The sequence below is a fragment of the Streptomyces sp. WAC05292 genome (genome assembly GCF_003949955.1).
In the GTDB taxonomy this organism is placed as follows: Bacteria; Actinomycetota; Actinomycetes; order Streptomycetales; family Streptomycetaceae; genus Streptomyces; species Streptomyces globosus.
Map to the genome: position 1 here is coordinate 1 of NZ_RPSE01000042.1, position 20565 is coordinate 20565.

The following is a 20565-nucleotide window of genomic DNA, read 5'->3' on the forward strand; positions in this document are numbered from 1 at the left end:
GGCGGGGTGCGCCGCTCGATCGGCCACAGCAGGAAGCGAACGGCGCCGGCGGCGAGCAGCGCGAGCCCGACGGCCGCGTACAGCTCGGGCAGCTGCGCGGGCAGCGCGTGCAGGAACTGCGTGACGAAGAACATCATGAACGCGAAGATGCCGAGGGCGTGCCCGCGCGGCCCCCACCGGCGGGCGTAGACCCCGGCGAGGACGACGGCGAGGAAGGCCGCGTCGCGGACGGCCGGCATGCCGTGCAGCGTGGTGGCCAGGGCCAGGACGGGGAAGCCGGCGACGGGCAGCAGGGCGGTCGTCACACGCTGGGCGCGGACGCTCGCGTCGAGGACGGTGAACAGGGCCAGCAGCGCCGCGAGGCCGCCGGTGATGGAGGCGGTGAGGGAGAGCCCCGCCAGCTCGGCCGCGGCCACGGCCAGGCAGACGCCGATCACGGCGCGCAGCGAGTTGCGCAGTCTCAGACGCCCCGGATCCGGAGCAGTGAACATCCTCTTCACGGCGGTGTGCCGCCCCCCTCAAGGTGGTGCGCGCCGGTCCGGCGGCCGGCCCGGGGGTGGTGGGCGGGCGGACACGGCGAAGGCACCGCGCTCCGGGACCGGCCTCGTTGCCGCCCGGCGCCGCGCGGCGCCTGAGTACATGGATAGGCCACAGATAACCATCCGGAGGCCCGTTGGCTCAACCCGACCCCTGATCACTGGGCCAATGGCCTGGTCCGGGAGGGCCCGGACGGGCCACTACCGGGCCAACGGACCAGCCTCAGGGGCGGGTGTTCCAGGCGGCGATCACGGGGAGGCCGTGCTCGGTGGAGAGCGCGCTGACGGTTGCGGTGCGCAGCAGGAAGAGGCGGCCGTCCTGCGGCGGCAGGCCGAGGTAGCGGGCGGTGAGCACGCGCAGGAAGTGGCTGTGGGCGACGAGGACGGCGGGCCCGCGGTCGTCGGCCAGGACGGGCGCGACGCGGGCCAGGACCCGGTCGGCGCGGGCGCCGACGCCGGAGGCGTCCTCGCCGGGGCGGCCGTCGGCGCCGGGCGGGACCCCGTCGGTCCACAGCGACCAGTGCGGCCGGGTGCGGTGGATGTCGGCCGTCGTGACGCCCTCGTAGCCGCCGTAGTCCCACTCGCACAGGTCGGGGTCGGTGGCAGCCGCCGCCAGGCCGGCGAGCTCCGCGGTGGCGACGGCCCTGCGCAGCGGGCTGACCAGCACCAGGGCCGTGCTCAGATCGCGGAAGCAGGGGGCGAGCGAGGCGGCCTGCTCCTCGCCCGCGGCGGTCAGGGGGATGTCGGTGCGCCCCGTGTGGCGCCCGGAGGCGCTCCACTCGGTCTCGCCGTGCCTCACCAGCAGCAGGTCGCTCACCCTCCGGACGATAGCGGGTCGCAGGGCTGCAGGCCCGGCGCCGCGGGGCGGGCTCCCAGAGGAGACAAGGTCCGCCGCATTCGCTGCGGAAACGATGCAAGTGGCTTGCGCGGCCGCCTGCCGAGAGGCTCTGTCCATGGATGCAGCGGAGCACGACGAGCGGTTGGCCACCGGTTTCGCGGCCGGTGACGAGGGGTGCATGGAGGCCGTCTACCGGCGCTGGCGGCCCCTGGTCCACGCCCTGGCCCAGCGGAGCCTGGGCGACGAGCGCGAGGCGGAGGACGTCACGCAGCAGGTGTTCCTCGCGGCCTGGCGCGGGCGGCACCGCTACCGGCCGGGACCCGGAGGGCTGGGGGCGTGGCTGACGGGCATCACCCGCCACAAGGTGGCGGACGCCCTGGAGGCGCGGACCCGGCGGGCCCGTGCGGCGGCCGCCGCCGCACGGGTGGCGCCGGACCCGGGCAGCGGGTCAGGCGCGCCGCGGCCCGTCGCGGAGCAGGCGGTGGACCGGCTGGTGGTCCTCGGGGAGCTGTCCCGGCTGCCGTCGGCGCAGCAGCGGGTGGTGCGGCTGGCGTTCTACGGCGACTTGACGCAGGTGCAGATCGCCGACCGCACGGGGCTGCCGCTGGGGACGGTCAAGAGCCATATGCGCCGGGCGCTGCACCAGCTGCGGCGCTCCCTGCCGGAGGCGGCGCCTGCGCTGCGATGACGGCGACGGCGGAGCGCAACCCGTGCAGCCGCACCGAGCCCGGCACGGGTGCGCCCGCGCCCCAGCCCGGGCCGGCGAGCAGCAGCGCCGACTGCGTGCGCGCGCCCCGGAGCCCCCACTCGATGCGGGCCAGGGACCGGGCGAGCGCCTGGTCCGCGGTCGCGCGGGACTGGGCCCACAGGACGACGGCCCGCGGGCCGGTGCGCCGCACGGCGTCGTGCAGGGCCTCCGCCGGCAGCGCAGCGCCGAACATGCGGGTAGGGATGCCGCGCTCGCCGAGCGCCGCGTTCAGTGCCTCGACGGGGAGGGTGTGCTGCTCGCCGGGAACGCAGGCGAGGAGGACGGGCGGGGTGTGCGGGGGTGCGGGCCGCGGCCGGACCCGGTGCAGGGCCTGCGAGACGTGCCACGACAGCAGGTGCTCAACCTCCACATACCGCTCCCCGGCGGTGGCCCACTTGCGGCCCACCGCGTGCAGGGTGGGCGCCATCACCTCCTCCCAGGCGGTGACGAGGCCGTGCTCGGCCAGGGCCGCGTCGAGCAGCTCCGCCACGGTCGGCGCGTCCAGGCGTACGGCCGCCCGGGACAGGCCGCGGCACTCCGGCCGGACCGGCCCCAGCGGCAGGCCGCCGCCGGGCCCTCCCGGGGCCTCGTCCGAAGCGGGAGCCGGCGCCTCGGCAGGACCGGGCGGCTCGCCGGCACCGCCGAGCGCGGTGCGGGCCGCCTCCGCCGGGGGGACGCCCTGCGCGGTGAGCCTGCACATCAGCTCCAGGCGGGCGATGTCCTGCGGGGTCCAGCGGCGGTGCCGGCCGTCCTCGCGGTGGGCCGGGCCGATGGCGTAACGGCGCTCCCAGGAGCGGACCGTCGTCGGGGAGACGCCGAGGCGGCGGGCCACCGCGCCGGTGCTGAGGGCGGCCTCGGGCGGGGCGGCCCGCGGCGCCTCCGCGGGCCCCCCGGCCTGCGGGAGGGCGGGCTGCGCCGGCGGTACGGGGGACGTGTCGTCCATCTCGCTCACGATACGGCTCGGCGGTTCACTCGGAGCCACGGCCGCGGCGGAAGCGGTCGAGCCCGTCGGCGAGCCCGATCACGGGGGCCGGGTAGTCGTACCGGGCCCGCTCGTCCTGCGGGAGCCGCCACGGCTCGTGCACCTGCGGTGCCGGCAGCAGGGCGAGCTCGGGCACCCAGCGGTGCACGTACCGGCCCTCGGGGTCGAAGCGGAGCCCCTGGCGGACCGGGTTGAGGACCCGGTTGGGCCGGGTGTCGGTGCCGGTCCCGGCGACCCACTGCCAGTTGAGCTGGTTGTTGGCGAGGTCGCCGTCGACGAGGAGGTCGAGGAAGTGCCTGGCGCCGATCCGCCAGTCCACGTACAGGGTCTTGGTGAGGAAGCTCGCGGCGAGGAGGCGGCCGCGGTTGTGCATCCAGCCCTCGTGGCGCAGCTGGCGCATGGCCGCGTCCACGACCGGGTAGCCGGTGCGTCCCTCCTTCCAGGCCTCGGTCTCCTCCTCCGCGTCCCTGCCCGTGCGCCAGCGGTCTCCGCGCGCCCGGTAGTCGCGGGAGGCGCAGTCGGGGCGGGCGGCCAGCACCTGGTGGTGGAAGTCGCGCCAGCACAGCTGGCGGACGAAGGCGTCCGCGCCGGGCCCCCCGGCGGCCCGGGCGCGCTGGACGGCCTCGGTGGGCGAGAGGGTGCCGAAGTGCAGGTGCGGGGAGAGGCGCGAGGTGGCGTCGGCGGCGAGGTCGTCGTGGACCTCCTCGTAGCGGGCGGCGCCGCTGCGGAGCCAGCGCGTCAGGAGGGCCCGCGCCTCGCGTTCGCCGCCCGTCGCGAGCCCCGGGGAGACGCCCGCGACGTCCCGGCGGCGGGGCAGCGGCTCCGAGCCGGGCCCGTCCGGAACGGGCACCGTGCGCGGGGCGGCGAGCAGCGGGCGCAGCGGGAGGTCGGCCCAGCGCCGGAAGTAGGGGGTGAAGACGGCGAAGTGGTCGGAGGAGGCGGGCACCACCGCTCCCGGCGCGGCGGCGGTGATGACCGCCTCGTGGACGTAGAGCCGGCGGCCCTCCGCTTCGAGGGCGGCCCGCAGGCGCTCCTCGCGGGCGCGGGCGTGGTTGCTGACCCCGGCGGCCATGTGGACCTCGTCGGCGTCGCACTCGCTCACCAGGGCGCATACCTCGCGGGTCACGTCGCCCGAGCGCAGGACGAGGCGGCCGCCCCGGTCCCGGAGGGCGGCGTCGAGGCCGGCCAGGCAGTCGGCGAGGAAGGCCAGCCGGTTGGGCGCGGCGAAGCCGGCGGCGTCGACGGCGCGGTCGCGGACGAACAGCGGGACGACCCGGTCGCAGGACGACAGGGCGGCGCGCAGCGGCGGGTGGTCGTGCAGGCGCAGGTCGGAGGTGAACAGGACCACCGCGACGTTCATGGCTTCGGGCTCCGCTCCGGGTCGTGCGGGGAACCGGGAGGATTCCCCTCGCCCCCTCCTTCGGCCCGGGCGCCGCCCGCGGATGCGGTGGCGCGGGCCGGGGCTGCCGACTGCGCCTCCAGGCGGCTCGCGGCGTGGGCGATGTTGCGTGCCATCCCGCCGAAGACGACGGCGTGGAAGGGGGAGACACCCCACCAGTAGAGGTGTCCGAGCAGCCCGTGGGGGTGGAACAGGGCGCGCTGGCGGTAGTGGGCCCTCGCCCCGCCGGGCGTTCCGGCGGGGCCGGCCGGCTCGGCGTACATCTCCAGCCAGGCCAGGCCGGGCAGCCGCATCTCCGCGCGCAGCCGCAGCAGCCGGCCCGGCTCGATCTCCTCGACCCGCCAGAAGTCGAGGGAGTCCCCCACCCGCAGCCGGTCCGCGTCGCGGCGGCCGCGGCGGATCCCGACGCCGCCGACGAGCCGGTCCAGCCAGCCCCGTACCGCCCAGGCCAGGGGGAAGGAGTACCAGCCGTTCTCGCCGCCGATGCCCTCCACCACCCGCCACAGCGCCTCCGGGGAGGCGTCCACGTCGCGCTCGCGCGCGTCGGTGTAGAGGCTGCCGCCCGCCCAGTCCGGGTCGGTGGGCAGCGGGTCGCTGGGAGCGCCCGGGGTGCCGGCGGAGGACCACCGGGTGGCGACGCGGGCCTCCTTGACCTGCTTGAGGGCGAGTTCCAGCGCCTCGTCGAGGCCGATGGGCGAGCCCGGCGGGTCGGGGACGTAGCGGGCGATGTCGTGCTCGGCGCAGACGACCTCGTGGCGCAGGGACTCGGCGAGCGGGCGGGCCAGGGCCCGGGGCACCGGGGTGACGAGCCCGATCCAGTGGCTGGACAGCCGCGGGGTCAGCATCGGCACCCGCACGATGAACCGCGGCGGGAGGTGGGCCACGGCGGCGTAGCGGTGCATCATCTCCTCGTACGTGACCACGTCGGGCCCGCCGATGTCGAAGGCCCGGCTGACGCCGGGCGGCATGGCGGCGCTGCCGACGAGGTAGCGCAGCACGTCGCGGACGGCGATCGGCTGGACGCGGGTGCCGACCCAGCTGGGCGTGACCATGACCGGCAGCCGCTCGGTGAGGTAGCGCAGCATCTCGAACGACGCCGAGCCGGAGCCGATGACGACGGCGGCGCGGAGCACGGTGGTGGGGACCCCCGAGTCGAGGAGGATGTCGCCGACCTCGGCGCGGGAGCGCAGGTGCGGGGAGAGTCCGCCGACGGGGATGCCCGCGGGGGTCAGGCCGCCCAGGTAGACGATGCGGCGGACGCCGGCCGCGCGGGCGGCGTCGGCGAAGATCCGGGCGGCGGCCCGGTCGCGGTCCTCGAATCCGGATCCGGCGCCCAGCCCGTGGACGAGGTAGTAGGCGACGTCGACGCCCCGCATGGCCTCCGCGACCGACGCGGCGTCGGCCACGTCTCCGCGGACGGTCTCCGCCCGCCCGGCCCAGGGGTGGTCGCGCAGCTTCTCCGGGGAGCGCGCCAGGCAGCGGACGCGGTGGCCCGCGTCGAGGAGTTCGGGCACGAGGCGGCCGCCGATGTAGCCGGTGGCGCCGGTGACCAGGCAGTGCAGGCCGGCCATGGTTCTCCTTCCGTCGTCCCCGCCGCTTCTTCCGCCCCGCCGCGGCAGCCCTCCGCAGCGCGGTCCCGTACGGGATTCGGCCGCCCCGGTCCGCGCGGATGCACCGGCCGCGGCGGGGGGCGCGGCCGGGCGGCGGCCCGTTGGTACAGTCGCCGCATGGCGGTGGACGAACTCGACACCCGCATCCTGCGGCTGCTGATCGAGCAGCCGCGTACCAGCATCCGCGAGTACGCCCGGATCCTCGGGGTGGCGCGCGGCACGCTGCAGGCCAGGCTGGACCGTTTGGAGCGCACCGGTGTGATCACGGGGACGGGGCCGGTGCTGTCGCCGGCCGCACTCGGGCATCCGGTGCTGGCGTTCGTGCACGTCGAGGTCACCCAGGGGCACCTGGACGAGGTCGGCGAGGCGCTCGCGGCCGTTCCCGAGATCATCGAGGCGTTCTCGATCACCGGTGGCGGGGACCTGCTGACGCGGGTCGCGGCCCGCGACAACGAGCACCTGGAGGACGTCATCCAGCGGCTGATCCGCCTCCCGGGCGTGGTCCGCACCCGTACGGAGGTGGCGCTGCGGGAGCGGGTCCCGCACCGGCTGCTGCCGCTGGTGGAGGCGGTCGGGCGGGCCGCCCGCACACCCTGACCGGGGCCGCCGGCCGGCACCGCGGTCCCGGCCCAACCCTCCCCGCACGGGGCCGGATTGGGCCGGCGGGGATCTGGCGGGGCGGGCCGTCCGCTGCCACGATGCGTGCGTGACAGCCACCCTGACGCCCCCGGGCACCGAGCGCGGACCGCGCCGGTGGCCCCTCGTGGGCAACCTGCCGGCCTTCGCCCGCGACCCCCTGGCCTTCTTCGAGTCCCTGCGCGACGGGCACGGCGACTGGGTGCCCTGGGCGCTCGGCCCCAAGCGCAACGTGCTGGTCTCCCGGCCCGAGCACGCGGGCGAGCTGCTGGGCTCCGTCGAGAAGACGTTCAAGCCGATGGAGTTGGGCTGGGCGTTCCACCAGCTCCTCGGGGACGGCGTCGTCGTGGCGACCGGGGAGGAGTGGCGGCGCAAGCGCGCCCTGGTGCAGCCCGCGGTGCGGCCCCGCCAGGTGCGCTCGTACGCGTCGACGATGGTGGAGTGCGCGGACGCGCTCGTCCGCGGCTGGTCCGACGGGGATCGTATCGACGTGCACCGGGAGATGGCCGGGCTCACCCAGCGGATCGCGGTGCGCACCCTGTTCGGCAGCGACGCCGCGGGGCGCGAGGCGCCCATCAGCGCCGCCATGGCCACGGCCCAGCGGGAGCTCGGCGCGGAGTTCCGCGGGGTGACGCTGTTCCTGCCGCCGTGGGTGCAGACGCCGGGGCGGCGCCGGCTGCGGCAGGCCGTCGCCGTGCTGGACCGCGAGATCGACCACGTCATACGCGAGCACGAGGCGGCCCGCGCCGGCGGCACGGAGCGCGACGACCTGCTGAGCCGGCTCCTCGCCGCCCGCGACGACACGGGGGCGCCCCTGACGCGCAAGGAGCTGCGGGACGAGTCGATCACCCTGTACATCGGGGGCCACGAGACCACCTCGACCACCCTCACCTGGGCCTGGCAGCTGCTGTCGGGGGCGCCCGCGGCGCGGGCGCGGCTGGCGGAGGAGCTCGACCGGGTGCTGGGCGGCCGGCTGCCCGCGTACGAGGACTACGAGCGGCTGCCCTTCACCCGCCAGGTGGTCAAGGAGGCACTGCGGCTGTACCCGCCGGTCTGGCTGATCTCCGCGGTCGCCGGGGACGGCGCGGTGATCGGCGGGCGGGCGGTGCCGGCGGGGACGGCCGTGTGGACGAGCCCCTGGTCGATGCACCGCGACGGCCGGTGGTTCCCGGAACCGGAGGCGTTCCGGCCGGAGCGGTGGGACGCCGACGCCGAGGGCCAGGCCGACGAGCAGGCGTGGATCCCCTTCGGCGGCGGGCCGCGGGCCTGCCTCGGGGCGCGGTTCGCGCTGGTGGAGGCGGCACTGGTGCTGGCGGTGCTGGCCCGGCGCTTCCACCTCGACACCGGGCCCGAGCCGGTGCCGGTCTTCCCCGGGCTGACGCTCCAGCCCGCGCGGCCGGTCCCGGCGCTGCTGCGGCGGACCTGACCGGCCCGGGAGCCGGCCGGGAAGATACCGGCCGGCGCGCCGGTTGGCAGAACGGTGAACGACATCATGCGCGGTGCGCGGGCCGGGTCGGCCGGCGGGGACGTGGACGTCGTCGTCGTGGGCGCCGGGCAGGCCGGCCTGTCCGCCGCATACCACCTCGCCAGGGCCGGGATCGGGCACGTCGTACTGGACCGCGCGCCGGGCCCCGGCGGGGCCTGGCAGTTCCGCTGGCCCTCCCTCACCTACGGCAAGGTGCACGGCCTGCACGCCCTGCCGGGCATGGAGCCGGCGGGCGCCGACCCGCTGCGCCCCTCCTCCGAGGTCATCGGCGCCTATTTCGCCGCCTACGAGGAGCGGTTCGGCCTGGACGTGCGGCGGCCCGTGCACGTGACCGCCGTGCGGGAGGGGCGGGATGGGCGGCTTCGCGTGGAGTCCTCGGCGGGCACGTGGTCCGCCCGGGCCCTCGTCAGCGCCACCGGGACCTGGGACCGGCCGTTCTGGCCGCGCTACCCCGGCCAGGAGTCCTTCCGCGGACGGCAGCTCCACACGGCGCAGTACCCGGGGCCGCAGGCGTTCGCCGGGACCCGGGTCGTGGTGGTCGGCGGCGGCACCTCCGCGGTGCAGCACCTGCTGGAGATCGCGGAGGCGGCCGCGGAGACCACCTGGGTGACACGCCGGCCGCCGGTGTTCCGCGAGGGGCCCTTCGGGGAGGCCGAGGGGCGGGCCGCGGTGGCGCTGGTCGAGGAGCGCGTACGGAGCGGCCTGCCCCCGCAGAGCGTGGTCGGCGTGACCGGGCTCGCCCTGAGCGAGGCCGTGCGCGCCGGGCTGGCCTCCGGGGTCCTGGAGCGGCAGCCGGTGTTCGACCGGATCACGCCGACCGGTGTCGCCTGGGCCGACGGGCGGCATCTGGAGGCGGACGTGATCCTGTGGGCGACCGGTTTCCGGGCGGCGGTCGAGCACCTGGCGCCGCTGCGGCTGCGCGAGCGGGGCGGCGGCATACGGCTCGACGGGACGCGCGCGGTCCGGGACGAGCGGGTCCACCTGGTTGGCTACGGCCCGTCGGCGTCGACGGTCGGGGCCAACCGGGCGGGCGGCGCCGCGGTCCGGGAGATCCGCCGCCTGCTGGCCCGCGAGGGCACCGCCGGCGACGGCGGCCGCACGGGGGAGCCGGTCCCGGCGTCGGCCGCCTGAGCGCAGCGTCCGCGTCCAGGCCCTAGGTGTGCGGTCCGGGCTGCTGCCGGGCGCGGCCGGCCACCATGCGCGTCCCGGCGTCGGCGGCGCGGAGCCGGTTGAACTCGGCGACGTGCTTGCGGTGCTCCTCGTACGTCGTCGAGAAGCGCGTGTCCCCGGGTTTGACGGTGACGAAGTACAGCCACTTCCCGGGGGTGGGCGCGACCGCCGCGGCCATGGCCTGGAGTCCGGGGCTGTCGATGGGGGTCGGGGGGAGGCCCTGCCGCCGGTAGGTGTTGAAGGGGCTGTCGATGCGGGTCTCGCTGAGCTTGGTGTCCACCGTGTGCCGGTTCAGCGCGTAGTTCAGGGTGGAGTCCATCTGGAGCGGCATCGACCGGGCGAGCCGGTTGTGCACGACCCGGGCGACCTTGCCCATGTCCGCGGCCGAGTCGGCCTCGGCCTCGATGATGCTGGCGAGGGTGGCCGTCTGGTACGGGGTCATGCCGTGGGCCCGGGCGCCGTCGGCGACGGACTTGGTGGCGAGCTTCTCGTTGGCGGTGCGGACCATGGCCGTCAGGAGTTCGGCGGGGGTCGTGCGGGAGGTGACCGGGTACGTGGCGGGGAACAGGAAGCCCTCCGGGTTTCCCTTCGCCTCCGCGGGCAGGTCGAGCCGCGCCGAAGCGGCGGCGGCCTTGGCGGAGCCGGCGGGCAGGCCGAGGACACGGTCGATGTCGGCGTAGACCTGGGGGGCGCGGCGGCCTTCCGGGATCAGGAGGTGGCGGGGCTTCTCGGCGGTCTCGTCGGCGCCCTGTAGCAGGGGGACCGCGATGAGCGCGCCGGTGGCGAGCAGCATGCCGAGGAAGAGCGCCAGACGACCCCGGCGGGTCAGCCGGGAGCGGCGCCGTGGCGGACGGTACTCATGACGCATGCGGGCACGCTAACCCGGCATGCGTCGCATTCCCGGCATCACACCCCCTCACCGGTCATACGATCACACGTTCACCGGCGTGGAGGGGGCGAGTTCCCCGTCGGACGCACCGGACCCGTCGGCTCTGCGGGGCTCCTCGGGCTGGGGCGCCCCCAGGGGTGCCCGGGACGTCTCGCGGTCCCGCCGCACCAGGGCCGCGTACCGCCCGCCGGCCGCTATGAGTTCGTCGTGAGTGCCGCGCTCGGCGATGCGGCCCTGGTCCAGGACGACGATCTGGTCGGCGTCGCGGACGGTCGAGAGGCGGTGCGCGATGGTGATCGTGGTCCGGCCCGCCGAGAGCTCGTCGATCGCCTGCTGCACCGCGTGCTCCGTCCGGGTGTCGAGGGCGCTCGTCGCCTCGTCGAGGATGAGCACGGGCGGGTCGCGCAGGATGGTCCGGGCGATGGCCAGGCGCTGCTTCTCACCGCCGGAGAACCGGTAGCCGCGCTCGCCGACGAGGGTGTCGTACCCGTCGGGGAGGGACGCGATGTGGTCGTGTATCTGGGCGGCGCGCGCCGCCTCGGCGATCTCCTCGTCGGTGGCGTCCGGCTTGGCGAAGCGGAGGTTGTCCGCGACCGAGGCGTGGAAGAGGTAGGTCTCCTGGGAGACCACGCCTATGGAGCGGGCCAGCGAGTCGAAGTCGAGGTCCCGCACGTCCACGCCGTCGATCGCGACCCGGCCGCCCGTGACGTCGTACAGCCGGGGCACCAGGTAGCTCAGCGTGCTCTTGCCGGAGCCGGTCGGGCCGACCACGGCGAGGGAGCCGCCCGCGGGGACGGTGAGGTCGATGCCCTTCAGCGCGGGGCCGCTGCGGTCGTCGTAGGCGAAGTCCACGCCCTCCAGCCGCACCTCGCCCCGCGCCCGGCCCAGGCGCACCGGGCGCTCGGGCTCGGTGATCTCCACCGGCAGGTCCAGGTACTCGAAGATGCGGGCGAACAGCGCGAGGGAGGTCTGTATCTGCACCCCGGTCGACAGCAGGCTCACCGCGGGCCGGAACAGCGCCTGCTGGAGCGTCACGAAGGCCACGAGCGTACCGACGGAGAGCGAGGGCGCACCGGACTGGAGGGCGATGCCCGCCGCCCAGTAGATCAGCGCCGGCATGGCGGCCATGACGATGCCGATGGTCGACATGCGCCAGCGTCCGGCCATGCTGGCCCGCACTTCGAGCGCGACGAGCTTCTCCGACTCCTCGGCGAAGGAGCGGGTCAGGGAGTCGGCGCGGCCCATGGTGCGGCCCAGCAGGATGCCGCTGACCGAGAGGGACTCGGTGACGGTCGCGGCCATGGCGGCCATCTGCTTCTGCCGCTGCGTCGTGACCTGCTTGCGCTCGTTGCCGACGCGGCGGCTGATCCACACGAAGACCGGCAGCAGGAGCAGCGAGACCAGTGTGAGCCGCCAGTCGAGGGCGAGCATCGCGACGACGGTCGCGATCACGGCGGTCAGGTTGGAGACGAGCGAGGTCGCGGTGGAGGTGACGGTGGCCTGCATGCCGCCGATGTCGTTGGCTATGCGGGACTGCACCTCGCCGGTGCGGGTGCGGGTGAAGAAGGCCAGCGGCATCCGCTGCAGGCGCGCGTAGACGGCGGTGCGCAGGTCGTGCATGACGCGCTGGCCGACCGTGGTGGAGACGAACGTCTGGACGACGCCGAAGACGCTGGTGACGACGGCGGTCAGGATCATGCCGAGGGCGAGCACGCTGAGCAGCCCGGTCCGCCCCTGCGGGATGGCGACGTCCAGGATCTCCCGCAGCAGGAACGGCGAGGCGACGCCGACCAGCGAGGAGGCGCAGACGAGCATGCCGACCACGGCGAGACGGCCGCGGTAGGGGCGGAAGAGGCCGACGATCCGGCGCAGTTCGCGCGGGCGCTCCTTCGGGCCGGGGCGGCGCGGGTCGAGGGGCTCCTCGGGCGGTGTCCAGTTCGGTTCCTCGGGGCGCATGGGCCTCCTTCTGGCGGGACTCCCACTGAGCATAGGTCATTGTTACCTAGGCTCACAATGAGCCCGGTCCTGGTACTGTTTCCCAGTATGAGCACCGCTCCCGAGACCGACAGCACGGACGGCGTCCTCGCCGAGCAGCTGCTGCGGCTGACCCGGCGCCTGCACCGGATCCAGAAGCGCCATCTGGAGCCGCTGGGCATCACCCCCGCGCAGAGCCGGCTGCTGCGCCTGGTCTCGTACGCCGAAGGCGACCTGCCGCCCCGGATGGCGGACCTCGCCGCCCGCCTCGAAGTGGTGCCCCGCGCGGTGACGACGCTGGTGGACGGCCTGGAGGCCGCCGGCTGCGTGCGCCGCGCGCCCGACCCCGCGAACCGGCGCGTCATACGGATCGAGCTCACGGACACGGGGCGCGAAACGCTGCGCCGGCTGCGCAGCGCGCGGACCGACGCCGCGGAGGAGATCCTGGCCCCGTTGACCGCCGGGCAGCGGGACCAGCTCGGCGGTCTGCTGGACGCGCTGACGGACGCCCCGCGGGGGCGCCACTGCTGACGGGAGCGAGGGGTCGCCGATGCCGCTGCTGGAACCCGAGCCCGGGGCCCTGCGCCCCTCCGGCATCCGGGGCCCCTCCCCCGACCGGCTGCCCGACCGGCGGGCGGCGGGAACGCCCGAGCCGCTGCGGGGCGGCCTGACGGAGCTCCTCGGAGCGCGGAAGGTGCTGTGGAAGGCGTCCGACCTGGTCCGCTACGCCTCCGACGCCTCCCCGTACCGGTTCGTGCCGCAGGCCGTCGTCCTCGCCGAGGACCTGGACGACGTCTCGGCCGTGCTGTCCTACGCCCGCGGCCACGGCCGGGACGTGGTCTTCCGCGCCGCCGGCACGTCCCTGAACGGCCAGGCGCAGGGCGAGGACGTCCTCGTCGACGTACGCCGCCACTGGGCGGGCGCGGAGGTGCTGGAGGAGGGGCGGCGGATCCGGATCCGGCCGGGGACGACCGTCGCGCGCGCCAACGCCGCCCTCGCCCGGTACGGGCGCGTCCTCGGCCCCGACCCGGCCAGCGCGGCGGCCTGCACGGTGGGCGGGGTCGTCGCCAACAACGCCTCCGGCATGACGGCCGGGACGGCGCGCAACGCCTACCGCACCCTGTCCTCGCTCACGTTCGTCCTGCCGAGCGGCACCGTAGTCGACACCGCCGACCCCCTCGCCGACGAGGAGCTGGCCCGCGCGGAACCCGCGCTGTGCCGGGGGCTGATCGAGGTCAAACGGGAGATCGAGGCCGATCCGGCGCTGGCCTCCCGCATCCGGGCCAAGTACGAGATCAAGAACACCACCGGCTACCGCCTCGACGCCTTCCTGGACGGCACCACCCCGGTGGAGATCCTGCGCGGCCTCATGGTCGGCTCGGAGGGCACCCTCGGCTTCCTCGCCGAGCTCGTCTTCGACACCCTGCCGCTGCACCGCGCGGCCGCCGCCGCCCTGCTGTTCTTCCCCTCACTGCCGGCCGCGGCGGCGGCCGTCCCGCTGTTCAACGGCGCAGGGGCCGCCGCCGTCGAGCTGATGGACGGCAACACCCTGCGCGCCTGCGCCGGCACCGCCGGGGCCCCCGCCGGCTGGGCCGGCCTGCCGAAGGACACCACCGCCCTCCTGGTGGAGTTCCGCGCCCCGGATGCGGCCGCGCTGGCGGAGTGCGAGCACCGGGCCGCCGGCATCGTGGCAGGGCTGGACCTCGCCGCCCCCGTGCCCTCGGCCGCGGGCGCCTTCACCCGCGACCCGGCGGTCGTCGCCGGGTTCTGGAAGGCCCGGAAGGCCTTCGTCACCGCGGTCGGCGGAGCCCGCCCGCCGGGCACCACCCTGGTCACCGAGGACTTCGCCGTGCCGCCGGCCCGGCTCGCCGAGGCCTGCGCGGCACTGCTGGACCTCCAGGCGGAGCACGGCTTCGACACGGCCGTCGCCGGCCACGCCGCCCACGGCAACCTGCACTTCCTCCTCGCCTTCGACGCGGCCCGGCCGGCCGACGTGGCGCGGTACGGCGCGTTCATGGACGCCTTCTGCCGGCTCGTGGTGGAGCGCTTCGACGGCTCGCTGAAGGCCGAGCACTCCACGGGCCGCAACATGGCGCCGTTCCTGGAGCTGGAGTGGGGCCCCGCCGCGACCGCGCTGATGTGGCGCATCAAGCGGCTCGTCGACCCGGAGGGCGTCCTCGCCCCCGGCGTCCTCCTCGACCGCGACCCCGGGGCGCACCTGCGCGGACTGAAGACGATTCCGCGGATCGAGGCCGCGGCCGACCCCTGCATCGAGTGCGGGTTCTGCGAACCCGCCTGCCCCAGCTCCGACCTGACGACCACTCCCCGCCAGCGCATCGTGCTGCGCCGGGAGATGGTCCGCCAGCCGCCCGGATCCCCCGTGCAGGAGGCCCTGCTCGACGCGTACGGGTACGACGCCGTCGACACCTGCGCGGGCGACTCCGCGTGCAAGTCGGCCTGCCCCGTCGGCATCGACACGGGCGCGCTGATGAAGGAATTCCGCAGCCGCCGGCACGGCCCCCTGGAGGAGCGGGCGGCGGAACTCGCCGCCCGCGGCTTCCGCGCCGTCGAGGCCGCGGCGCGGCTCGCCGCGGCCGCCGCCGGCGCTGCCGCCGGCGCCACCGGGGGCCGGCTCCCGGCCGCGGCGACCAGGGGGGCGCGGCGGCTCGTACGGCCCGACCTGGTGCCCGCCTGGCTGCCGCAGCTGCCCGGGGCGGCGGCCCGCACGCCTCCGGCGACGCGCCGCAGCGGGGCTGCCGCCGTCTACTACCCGTCGTGCGTCAACCGCATTTTTGGCGGCGCGCCGGGCGATCCGGGCCCCTCGGTCCAGGAGGCACTGGTCGCCGTGTCCGAACGGGCGGGCAAGCCGGTGTGGATCCCCGGGGACGCGGCGGGCACCTGCTGCGCGACGATCTGGCACTCGAAGGGCTACGAGGCCGGCAACCGCGTGATGGCCAACCGGATCGTGGAGGCGGCCTGGGGCTGGACGGCCGGCGGGCTGCTCCCCCTCGTCGTGGACGCCTCCTCCTGCACGCTCGGCATCGCGCAGGAGGTCCTCCCGTACCTGACCGACGGGAACCGGGCGCTGCACGCGGAGCTCACGGTCGTGGACTCGGTCACCTGGGCGGCGCGCGAGCTGCTGCCCGGCCTACGGATCCTGCGCACGGCCGACTCGGCCGTGCTGCACCCCGTCTGCTCCATGAACCGGCTCGGCACGGACGGGCACCTGAGGGAGGTGGCCGCCGCCTGCGCCGCGGAGGTGGTCGTCCCGGCCGACGCGGGCTGCTGCGGTTTCGCCGGCGACCGGGGGATGCTCCACCCGGAGCTGACCGCGGCCGCGACGGCGCGCGAGGCACAGGAGGTGGGGGCCCGCGCGTTCGACGCCCACCTGTCCGCGAACCGGATGTGCGAGGTGGGGATGGAGCGGGCCACCGGCCGCTCCTACCGCTCGGTTCTGATCGAGCTGGAGCGCGCGACGCGCCCCTGACCCGACCTGCGCGGACCCCGGCCGCAAGGCCACCGGGACCGTGCAGGGCCTGCGGGAACGCGCCGGCGCAGCGCCGGTGCACTGCACCACGGGTGAGGCTCTGGCCGACGCAAAATCGATTGCCCCGGAAGGCCGCGCGAGGCGAACCTTGCACGGTTTGAACTCCTCGACCAGTCATGGGGCGTCATGCAGATCAGCGACCTTCCGTATCCGGACCCCGGAGTGCCCGACGCCCGCTCCGGTCCGCGCTTCCTGCTGTGGCTGGGGCGCGGCCAGCTCGGCGGGCAGGCCAGGAGCCTGTGCTGGGGCCTGGTCCACTTCGGCGGCATCGCCGGGCTGCCCTACTCGGTCGGCTCGGGCGTCGGCGCGGTCGTCGAGCACGACGGCGCCGGGCTGCTCCGGGCCGGCGCGCTGCTGCTGCTGACCGGCGTGGCGATCTCCGTCGGCGACGCCATGCTCCACCGCACGGCCGTCACCAACTGGATCACCGCGGCCGCGCGGGTGCAGCAGCTGCTGGCCCGCAAGACGGCGGAACTGGGCTCCGCCCTGACCCGGCGGGTGGCCGCCGGCGAGGTCGTGGCGGTGTCGACGGGCGACGTGGAGAAGATCGGCTGGTTCGTCGAGGCCGTCTCCCGGTTCCTGGCGGCCGCCTGCGCCATCGTCGCGATCTGCGTCGGGCTGCTCTTCCTCGCCCCGTCGATCGGCGTGGTCGTCGCCGTCGGGGTGCCGGTGCTCGCCCTGTCCGTCCTGCCGCTGCTGCCGCACGCCACCCGGCGCGCCGACGTCCAGCGCGACAAGGCCGGCAAGGCGACCGAACTGGCCTCCGACACCGTCGCCGGCCTGCGCGTACTGCGCGGCATCGGCGGCGAGGAGCTGTTCCTCGGCCGCTACCGCGAGGCATCGCAGCAGGTCCGCGCGGCAGCCGTGCGCAGCGCGGGCATGTGGGCGCTCATCGCGGCGGTCCAGGTGCTGCTCCCCGGCGTCCTGCTGGTCACGGTGGTCTGGTACGGGGCCTCGCTCGTCCAGGAGGGGCGGCTGGAGGTGGGCGAGCTCGTGGCCGCGTTCAGTGCGGTGGCCACGATGCTCTACCCGCTGCGGAGCGTGGAGGAGATCGCGATGGCGTACTCCTTCTCCCGCCCCTCCGCCCAGCGGGCCGCCCGGGTCCTGTCCCTGACGCGCACCGGCCCCGGCCCGGCGGACGCCGGGCGGGAAGGCGCCGGACGGCAGGGCGAGGGGAGCCCTGATCCGGTCGGCGACCTCCACGACCCGGCCACCGGCCTCGTGGCCCCCGCGGGCCGGCTCACCGCGGTGGTGTGCGGCGACCCCGACGCCGCGGGCCGGCTGGCGGAGCGGCTCGGAGGGCACCGCGCGGACGCCGGCGGGGAGGACGGCGACGCCTCCGGCGGAGTCCCGGTGCTGCTGGGCGGGGTCGCCCTGGACGGGCTGCCGCTGGACACCGCGCGCCGGCTGGTGCTCGTCCAGGACAAGGACCCGGTGCTGCTGTCGGGGACGCTTCGGGAGCTGTTCGACGTCCCCTCCTCGGGGAAGGTGGAGCCGTCGGCCGCCCTCGCCGCCGCACACTGCGGGGACGTCCTGGACGCCCTGCTCCAGGCGGCCCCCGACGGGGTGGAGGACCCGATGGACGCCCGGATCACCGAGCGCGGCCGGTCCCTGTCGGGCGGGCAGCGCCAGCGGCTGGCCCTCGCCCGGTCCCTGGCCGCCGACCCGGAGGTGCTGGTCCTGGACGAGCCGACCTCGGCGGTCGACTCGCACACCGAGGCCCGCGTTGCGGAGGGGATCGCCGCCCTGCGGGCCGGCCGGACGACCGTGGTGCTGGCCTCCTCGCCGCTGCTGCTGGACCGCGCCGACCACGTCGTGCTGGTCGACGGCGGCACGGTGGCCGCGGCCGGCACCCACCGCGAGCTGCTGCGCCGCGAGCCGCGCTACCGGGCCGTCGTCACCCGGGAGACGGAAGAGGAGCAGCGCGTCGCCCGCCTCGGGCCGGCCCGGCTCGGGAACGAACTCACAGGGATCGAGGAATCGGCATGATCGGGCTGGCGCCGCCGGCGTACGACCCCGCGGCCCCGGAATCGGCCGCCACCCTGCCCGTGGGCTCGCCGGCGACCGTACGGGCGTACGTGCGGGGGCTGCTGCGGCGGCACCGGAGGGCGTTCGGCGTCCTGGTGGGGGTCAACGCGGTCGCGGTGACCGCTTCCATGGTGGGCCCGTACCTGCTGGGCCGGGTCGTGGACGGGCTCGCGGCGGGATCGCGCGAGCTGCACCTGGAGCGGACGGCGCTGCTGTTCGCGGCGGCGCTCGCGGTGCAGACGGTGTTCGTGCGGCTCGTCCGGCTTCGGGGGGCGATGCTGGGCGAGGAGATGCTCGCCGACCTCAGGGAGGACTTCCTGGTCCGGTCGGTGGGGCTGCCGCCCGGTGTGCTGGAGCGGGCCGGCACCGGCGACCTGCTGTCGCGCATCACCACCGACATCGACCGGCTGGCGAACGCGATGCGGGAGGCCGTGCCGCAGCTGGCCATCGGCGTGGTCTGGGTCAGCCTGCTCTTCGGGGCCCTGACGGTGACCGCTCCGCCGCTCGCGCCGGCCGCGCTGGTGGCCCTGCCGGTGCTGGTGGCCGGCTGCCGCTGGTACTTCCGGCGGGCCCCGTCGGCGTACCGCTCGGAGGCCGCCGGATACGCGGCGGTAGCGGCGGTGCTGACGGAGACGGTGGACGCCGGTCGCACGGTCGAGGCGCACCGCCTCGGCCCGGCGCGGATCGCCCTGTCGGAGCGGCGGATCAGGGAGTGGACGGCGTGGGAGCGGTACACCCTCTTCCTGCGGACGGTCCTCTTCCCCGTCGTCAACATCACCTACGTGACGATCCTCGGGTCGGTGCTGCTGTTCGGCGGCTACTGCGTGCTGCAGGGCTGGCTGTCGGTGGGGCAGCTGACGACGGGTGCGCTGCTCGCGCAGATGATGGTCGATCCGATCGGGCTGATCCTGCGCTGGTACGACGAGCTCCAGGTCGCCCAGGTGTCGCTCGCCCGCCTGGTGGGCGTGCGGGAGATCGAGCCGGACGCGGGCGACGCCGCCGTCCGCCCGCAGGGGCGGGACGTCCGCGCCGAGCGCGTCCGGTTCGGCTACCGGGAGGGCGTGGACGTGCTGCACCAGGTGTCGATGGCGGTGCCGCCGGGCACCCGGGTGGCGCTGGTCGGCCCGTCGGGGGCGGGCAAGTCCACCCTCGGGCGGCTGCTCGCGGGCATCTACGCGCCGCGGACCGGCGAGGTGACCCTCGGCGGCGCGCAGCTGTCGCGGATGCCGGCCGAGCGGGTCCGCGAGCACGTGGCCCTCGTGAACCAGGAGCACCACGTGTTCACGGGCTCGCTGCGGGACAACCTGCGGCTCGCCCGGGCGCACGCCGAGGACGCCGAGCTGTGGGCCGCGCTGGGCGCGGTCGACGCGGACGGCTGGGCGCGGGCCCTGGGCGACGGGCTCGACACCCGGGTCGGCTCGGGCGACACAACGCTCACGCCGGCGCAGGCGCAGCAGGTGGCGCTGGCCCGGCTGGTGCTCGCGGACCCGCACACCCTGGTACTGGACGAGGCGACGTCGCTGCTGGACCCGCGTGCGGCCCGGCACCTGGAGCGCTCGCTGGCCCGGGTGCTGGACGGGCGGACGGTGATCGCGATCGCCCACCGGCTGCACACGGCGCACGACGCCGACGTGATCGCGGTCGTCGAGGCCGGGCGGATCAGCGAACTCGGCTCGCACGACGAGCTGGTCGCGGCCGGGGGCGCGTACGCGGCGCTGTGGCGCTCCTGGCACGGGTGACCCGGGTGCCCCGCGGCCTCCGCGGGACGCCCGGGCGGGCCGGCGCGGGCCCGTGCGGGTCCGGCTGCGGGCCGGCGCGGGTCCGTGCGGGTCCGGCTGCGGGCCGGCGCGGGTCAGATGAACCCGAGGGCGGAGGCTCCGCCGAAGCCGCCGAGCAGCATGAACGCGGGCATGAGCACCTTCAGCTCCACCCAGCTGCCGGCCCGGAAGCGCATCCCCTTGGGCGGCCCGACGGGGTACCAGCGCTTCCCGGCGATGGGCAGCGGCCACAGGATCGGGCAGCCGGACACCGTCAGGGCGTCGCCGATGTCGTGGACGAGGGCGCCGAGGACGACGGGCAGGCCCAGCCACACGTAGGCGTACTCGGGGCCGAACAGCCAGTCGGCGCCGTTGCCGGGCTGGTCCAGGACGCCGGCGAGGATCCAGGCGCTCGTCGCGCCGAGCAGCCAGACGAGGATGTCGCTGGACATTCTGGCCGCCCGCCACAGCAGGCCCTCCACGGCCAGCACCAGGTGGACGAAGAGCAGGACGAGGACGCCCCACCGGTCGGTGGCGGCGGCCAGGACGGAGGAGCCGGCGCCGATCAGCACCGCCCACAGCCAGGTGTGGGTCAGGGTGCGGTGGCCTCCGGAGCGGCGGGCGTCCTTGCGGGAGCGGGTGGACTTGTAGACGGAGTACGAGAGCTTGTCGACGACCTCGCACAGGCCGCGGGACAGCGGGCCGAATGCCCGCGAGATCGTCGCGGACTTGTGGTCGAGGTCGGGCGCGAGGGCGGCGCCGGCGCAGATCAGCGCGCCGACGACGAGGACCGGCCAGGGCATCGGGTGCCCGGCGGCCGCGGTGGCCGCGCCCACCCCCAGCCAGGCGGCCGCCCCGGACAGCGAGTGCGCCGGACCCATCATGCTCGTTACCCCACCCCAGGTCGTGTGCCCGCGGGCCCCCGACGCCTCGCGCGGTCCCGATCGACGGCTCAGCGTACCTGC

Annotated in this window: 15 protein-coding genes and 1 pseudogene; 8 read left to right on the top strand and 8 right to left on the bottom strand. The window is 76.0% G+C overall.

The genetic code is table 11. The features are described 5' to 3' along the window. Both EF903_RS07935 and EF903_RS07940 read right to left on the bottom strand, forming a co-directional pair. Nucleotides 1-491: pseudogene (locus EF903_RS07935) on the bottom strand (FUSC family protein); the annotation flags it as partial. Nucleotides 492-759: 268 nt separating this feature from the next. Further along, nucleotides 760-1353 (bottom strand): histidine phosphatase family protein, encoded by a 594-nt coding sequence (locus EF903_RS07940; RefSeq protein WP_125542295.1) that lies wholly within the window; start codon nucleotides 1351-1353, stop codon nucleotides 760-762. Between the two features lie 136 nt (nucleotides 1354-1489). Between EF903_RS07940 and EF903_RS07945 the strand changes: the two genes are divergently transcribed. After that, the gene (locus EF903_RS07945) at nucleotides 1490-2062 is read left to right on the top strand and encodes an RNA polymerase sigma factor (RefSeq protein WP_260614944.1); all 573 of its coding nucleotides are present in this window, start codon (nucleotides 1490-1492) and stop codon (nucleotides 2060-2062) included. Here EF903_RS07945 and EF903_RS07950 read toward each other — a convergent pair. From EF903_RS07950 to EF903_RS07960, 3 genes are read right to left on the bottom strand one after another with little or no spacing between them, the layout of a single operon-like run. Next, nucleotides 1989-3065, bottom strand: coding sequence for a MerR family transcriptional regulator (locus EF903_RS07950; RefSeq protein ID WP_125542299.1), 1077 nt, complete (start codon nucleotides 3063-3065; stop codon nucleotides 1989-1991). The genes EF903_RS07945 and EF903_RS07950 overlap by 74 nt on opposite strands. A gap of 25 nt (nucleotides 3066-3090) precedes the next feature. After that, the gene (locus tag EF903_RS07955) at nucleotides 3091-4464 is read right to left on the bottom strand and encodes a deoxyribodipyrimidine photo-lyase (RefSeq protein ID WP_125542301.1); all 1374 of its coding nucleotides are present in this window, start codon (nucleotides 4462-4464) and stop codon (nucleotides 3091-3093) included. Next, on the bottom strand, nucleotides 4461-6074 hold the full coding sequence (locus EF903_RS07960; RefSeq protein WP_125542303.1) for an SDR family oxidoreductase: 1614 nt from the start codon (nucleotides 6072-6074) through the stop codon (nucleotides 4461-4463). The genes EF903_RS07955 and EF903_RS07960 overlap by 4 nt, the downstream gene beginning before the upstream one ends. 156 nt (nucleotides 6075-6230) lie before the next feature. On the opposite strand from EF903_RS07960, the gene EF903_RS07965 reads away from it, so the two are divergent. The 3 genes from EF903_RS07965 (at nucleotide 6231) to EF903_RS07975 (ending at nucleotide 9366) form a co-directional block, all read left to right on the top strand. Further along, nucleotides 6231-6710, top strand: a complete 480-nt coding sequence (locus EF903_RS07965; RefSeq protein ID WP_125542305.1) for an Lrp/AsnC family transcriptional regulator — start codon at nucleotides 6231-6233, stop codon at nucleotides 6708-6710. A gap of 109 nt (nucleotides 6711-6819) precedes the next feature. Then, nucleotides 6820-8175 carry a cytochrome P450 gene (locus EF903_RS07970; RefSeq protein ID WP_125542307.1) on the top strand — a complete coding sequence of 452 codons (1356 nt, stop codon included), beginning with the start codon at nucleotides 6820-6822 and terminating at the stop codon, nucleotides 8173-8175. A 66-nt stretch (nucleotides 8176-8241) separates the two neighbouring features. After that, nucleotides 8242-9366 (top strand): FAD-dependent oxidoreductase, encoded by a 1125-nt coding sequence (locus EF903_RS07975; protein WP_125542332.1) that lies wholly within the window; start codon nucleotides 8242-8244, stop codon nucleotides 9364-9366. Between the two features lie 22 nt (nucleotides 9367-9388). Here the strand turns inward: EF903_RS07975 and mltG are convergent, their stop codons facing one another. Beyond that, nucleotides 9389-10273 (bottom strand): endolytic transglycosylase MltG, encoded by an 885-nt coding sequence (mltG, locus tag EF903_RS07980; protein ID WP_125542309.1) that lies wholly within the window; start codon nucleotides 10271-10273, stop codon nucleotides 9389-9391. Between the two features lie 63 nt (nucleotides 10274-10336). Then, nucleotides 10337-12250, bottom strand: a complete 1914-nt coding sequence (locus EF903_RS07985; protein ID WP_125542311.1) for an ABC transporter ATP-binding protein — start codon at nucleotides 12248-12250, stop codon at nucleotides 10337-10339. 87 nt (nucleotides 12251-12337) lie between these two features. On the opposite strand from EF903_RS07985, the gene EF903_RS07990 reads away from it, so the two are divergent. The 4 genes from EF903_RS07990 to EF903_RS08005 all read left to right on the top strand — a co-directional run bounded on the left by EF903_RS07990 (nucleotide 12338) and on the right by EF903_RS08005 (nucleotide 19582). Then, on the top strand, nucleotides 12338-12799 hold the full coding sequence (locus EF903_RS07990; protein ID WP_125542313.1) for a MarR family winged helix-turn-helix transcriptional regulator: 462 nt from the start codon (nucleotides 12338-12340) through the stop codon (nucleotides 12797-12799). A 19-nt stretch (nucleotides 12800-12818) separates the two neighbouring features. Beyond that, nucleotides 12819-15755 (top strand): FAD-binding and (Fe-S)-binding domain-containing protein, encoded by a 2937-nt coding sequence (locus EF903_RS07995; RefSeq protein WP_125542314.1) that lies wholly within the window; start codon nucleotides 12819-12821, stop codon nucleotides 15753-15755. A gap of 186 nt (nucleotides 15756-15941) precedes the next feature. Further along, nucleotides 15942-17804, top strand: a complete 1863-nt coding sequence (locus EF903_RS08000) for an ABC transporter ATP-binding protein (protein ID WP_125542316.1) — start codon at nucleotides 15942-15944, stop codon at nucleotides 17802-17804. Further along, nucleotides 17801-19582: an ABC transporter ATP-binding protein gene (locus EF903_RS08005; RefSeq protein ID WP_125542317.1), complete on the top strand. Its 1782-nt coding sequence runs from the start codon at nucleotides 17801-17803 to the stop codon at nucleotides 19580-19582. The genes EF903_RS08000 and EF903_RS08005 overlap by 4 nt, the downstream gene beginning before the upstream one ends. Nucleotides 19583-19695: 113 nt before the next feature. On the opposite strand, the gene EF903_RS08010 is transcribed toward EF903_RS08005, so the two are convergent. Further along, nucleotides 19696-20484 carry a metal-dependent hydrolase gene (locus EF903_RS08010; protein WP_125542319.1) on the bottom strand — a complete coding sequence of 263 codons (789 nt, stop codon included), beginning with the start codon at nucleotides 20482-20484 and terminating at the stop codon, nucleotides 19696-19698. Nucleotides 20485-20565: the final 81 nt, after the last annotated feature.

Coding starts and splice junctions, on each gene's coding strand:
- EF903_RS07990 (WP_125542313.1), top strand. CDS start 12,338: ATGAGCACCGCTCCCGAGACCGACAGCACGGACGGCGTCCTCGCCGAG.
- EF903_RS07955 (WP_125542301.1), bottom strand. CDS start 4,464: ATGAACGTCGCGGTGGTCCTGTTCACCTCCGACCTGCGCCTGCACGAC.
- EF903_RS08000 (WP_125542316.1), top strand. CDS start 15,942: ATGCAGATCAGCGACCTTCCGTATCCGGACCCCGGAGTGCCCGACGCC.
- mltG (WP_125542309.1), bottom strand. CDS start 10,273: ATGCGTCATGAGTACCGTCCGCCACGGCGCCGCTCCCGGCTGACCCGC.
- EF903_RS07985 (WP_125542311.1), bottom strand. CDS start 12,250: ATGCGCCCCGAGGAACCGAACTGGACACCGCCCGAGGAGCCCCTCGAC.
- EF903_RS07950 (WP_125542299.1), bottom strand. CDS start 3,065: ATGGACGACACGTCCCCCGTACCGCCGGCGCAGCCCGCCCTCCCGCAG.
- EF903_RS08010 (WP_125542319.1), bottom strand. CDS start 20,484: ATGATGGGTCCGGCGCACTCGCTGTCCGGGGCGGCCGCCTGGCTGGGG.
- EF903_RS08005 (WP_125542317.1), top strand. CDS start 17,801: ATGATCGGGCTGGCGCCGCCGGCGTACGACCCCGCGGCCCCGGAATCG.
- EF903_RS07960 (WP_125542303.1), bottom strand. CDS start 6,074: ATGGCCGGCCTGCACTGCCTGGTCACCGGCGCCACCGGCTACATCGGC.
- EF903_RS07965 (WP_125542305.1), top strand. CDS start 6,231: ATGGCGGTGGACGAACTCGACACCCGCATCCTGCGGCTGCTGATCGAG.
- EF903_RS07975 (WP_125542332.1), top strand. CDS start 8,242: ATGCGCGGTGCGCGGGCCGGGTCGGCCGGCGGGGACGTGGACGTCGTC.
- EF903_RS07995 (WP_125542314.1), top strand. CDS start 12,819: ATGCCGCTGCTGGAACCCGAGCCCGGGGCCCTGCGCCCCTCCGGCATC.
- EF903_RS07945 (WP_260614944.1), top strand. CDS start 1,490: ATGGATGCAGCGGAGCACGACGAGCGGTTGGCCACCGGTTTCGCGGCC.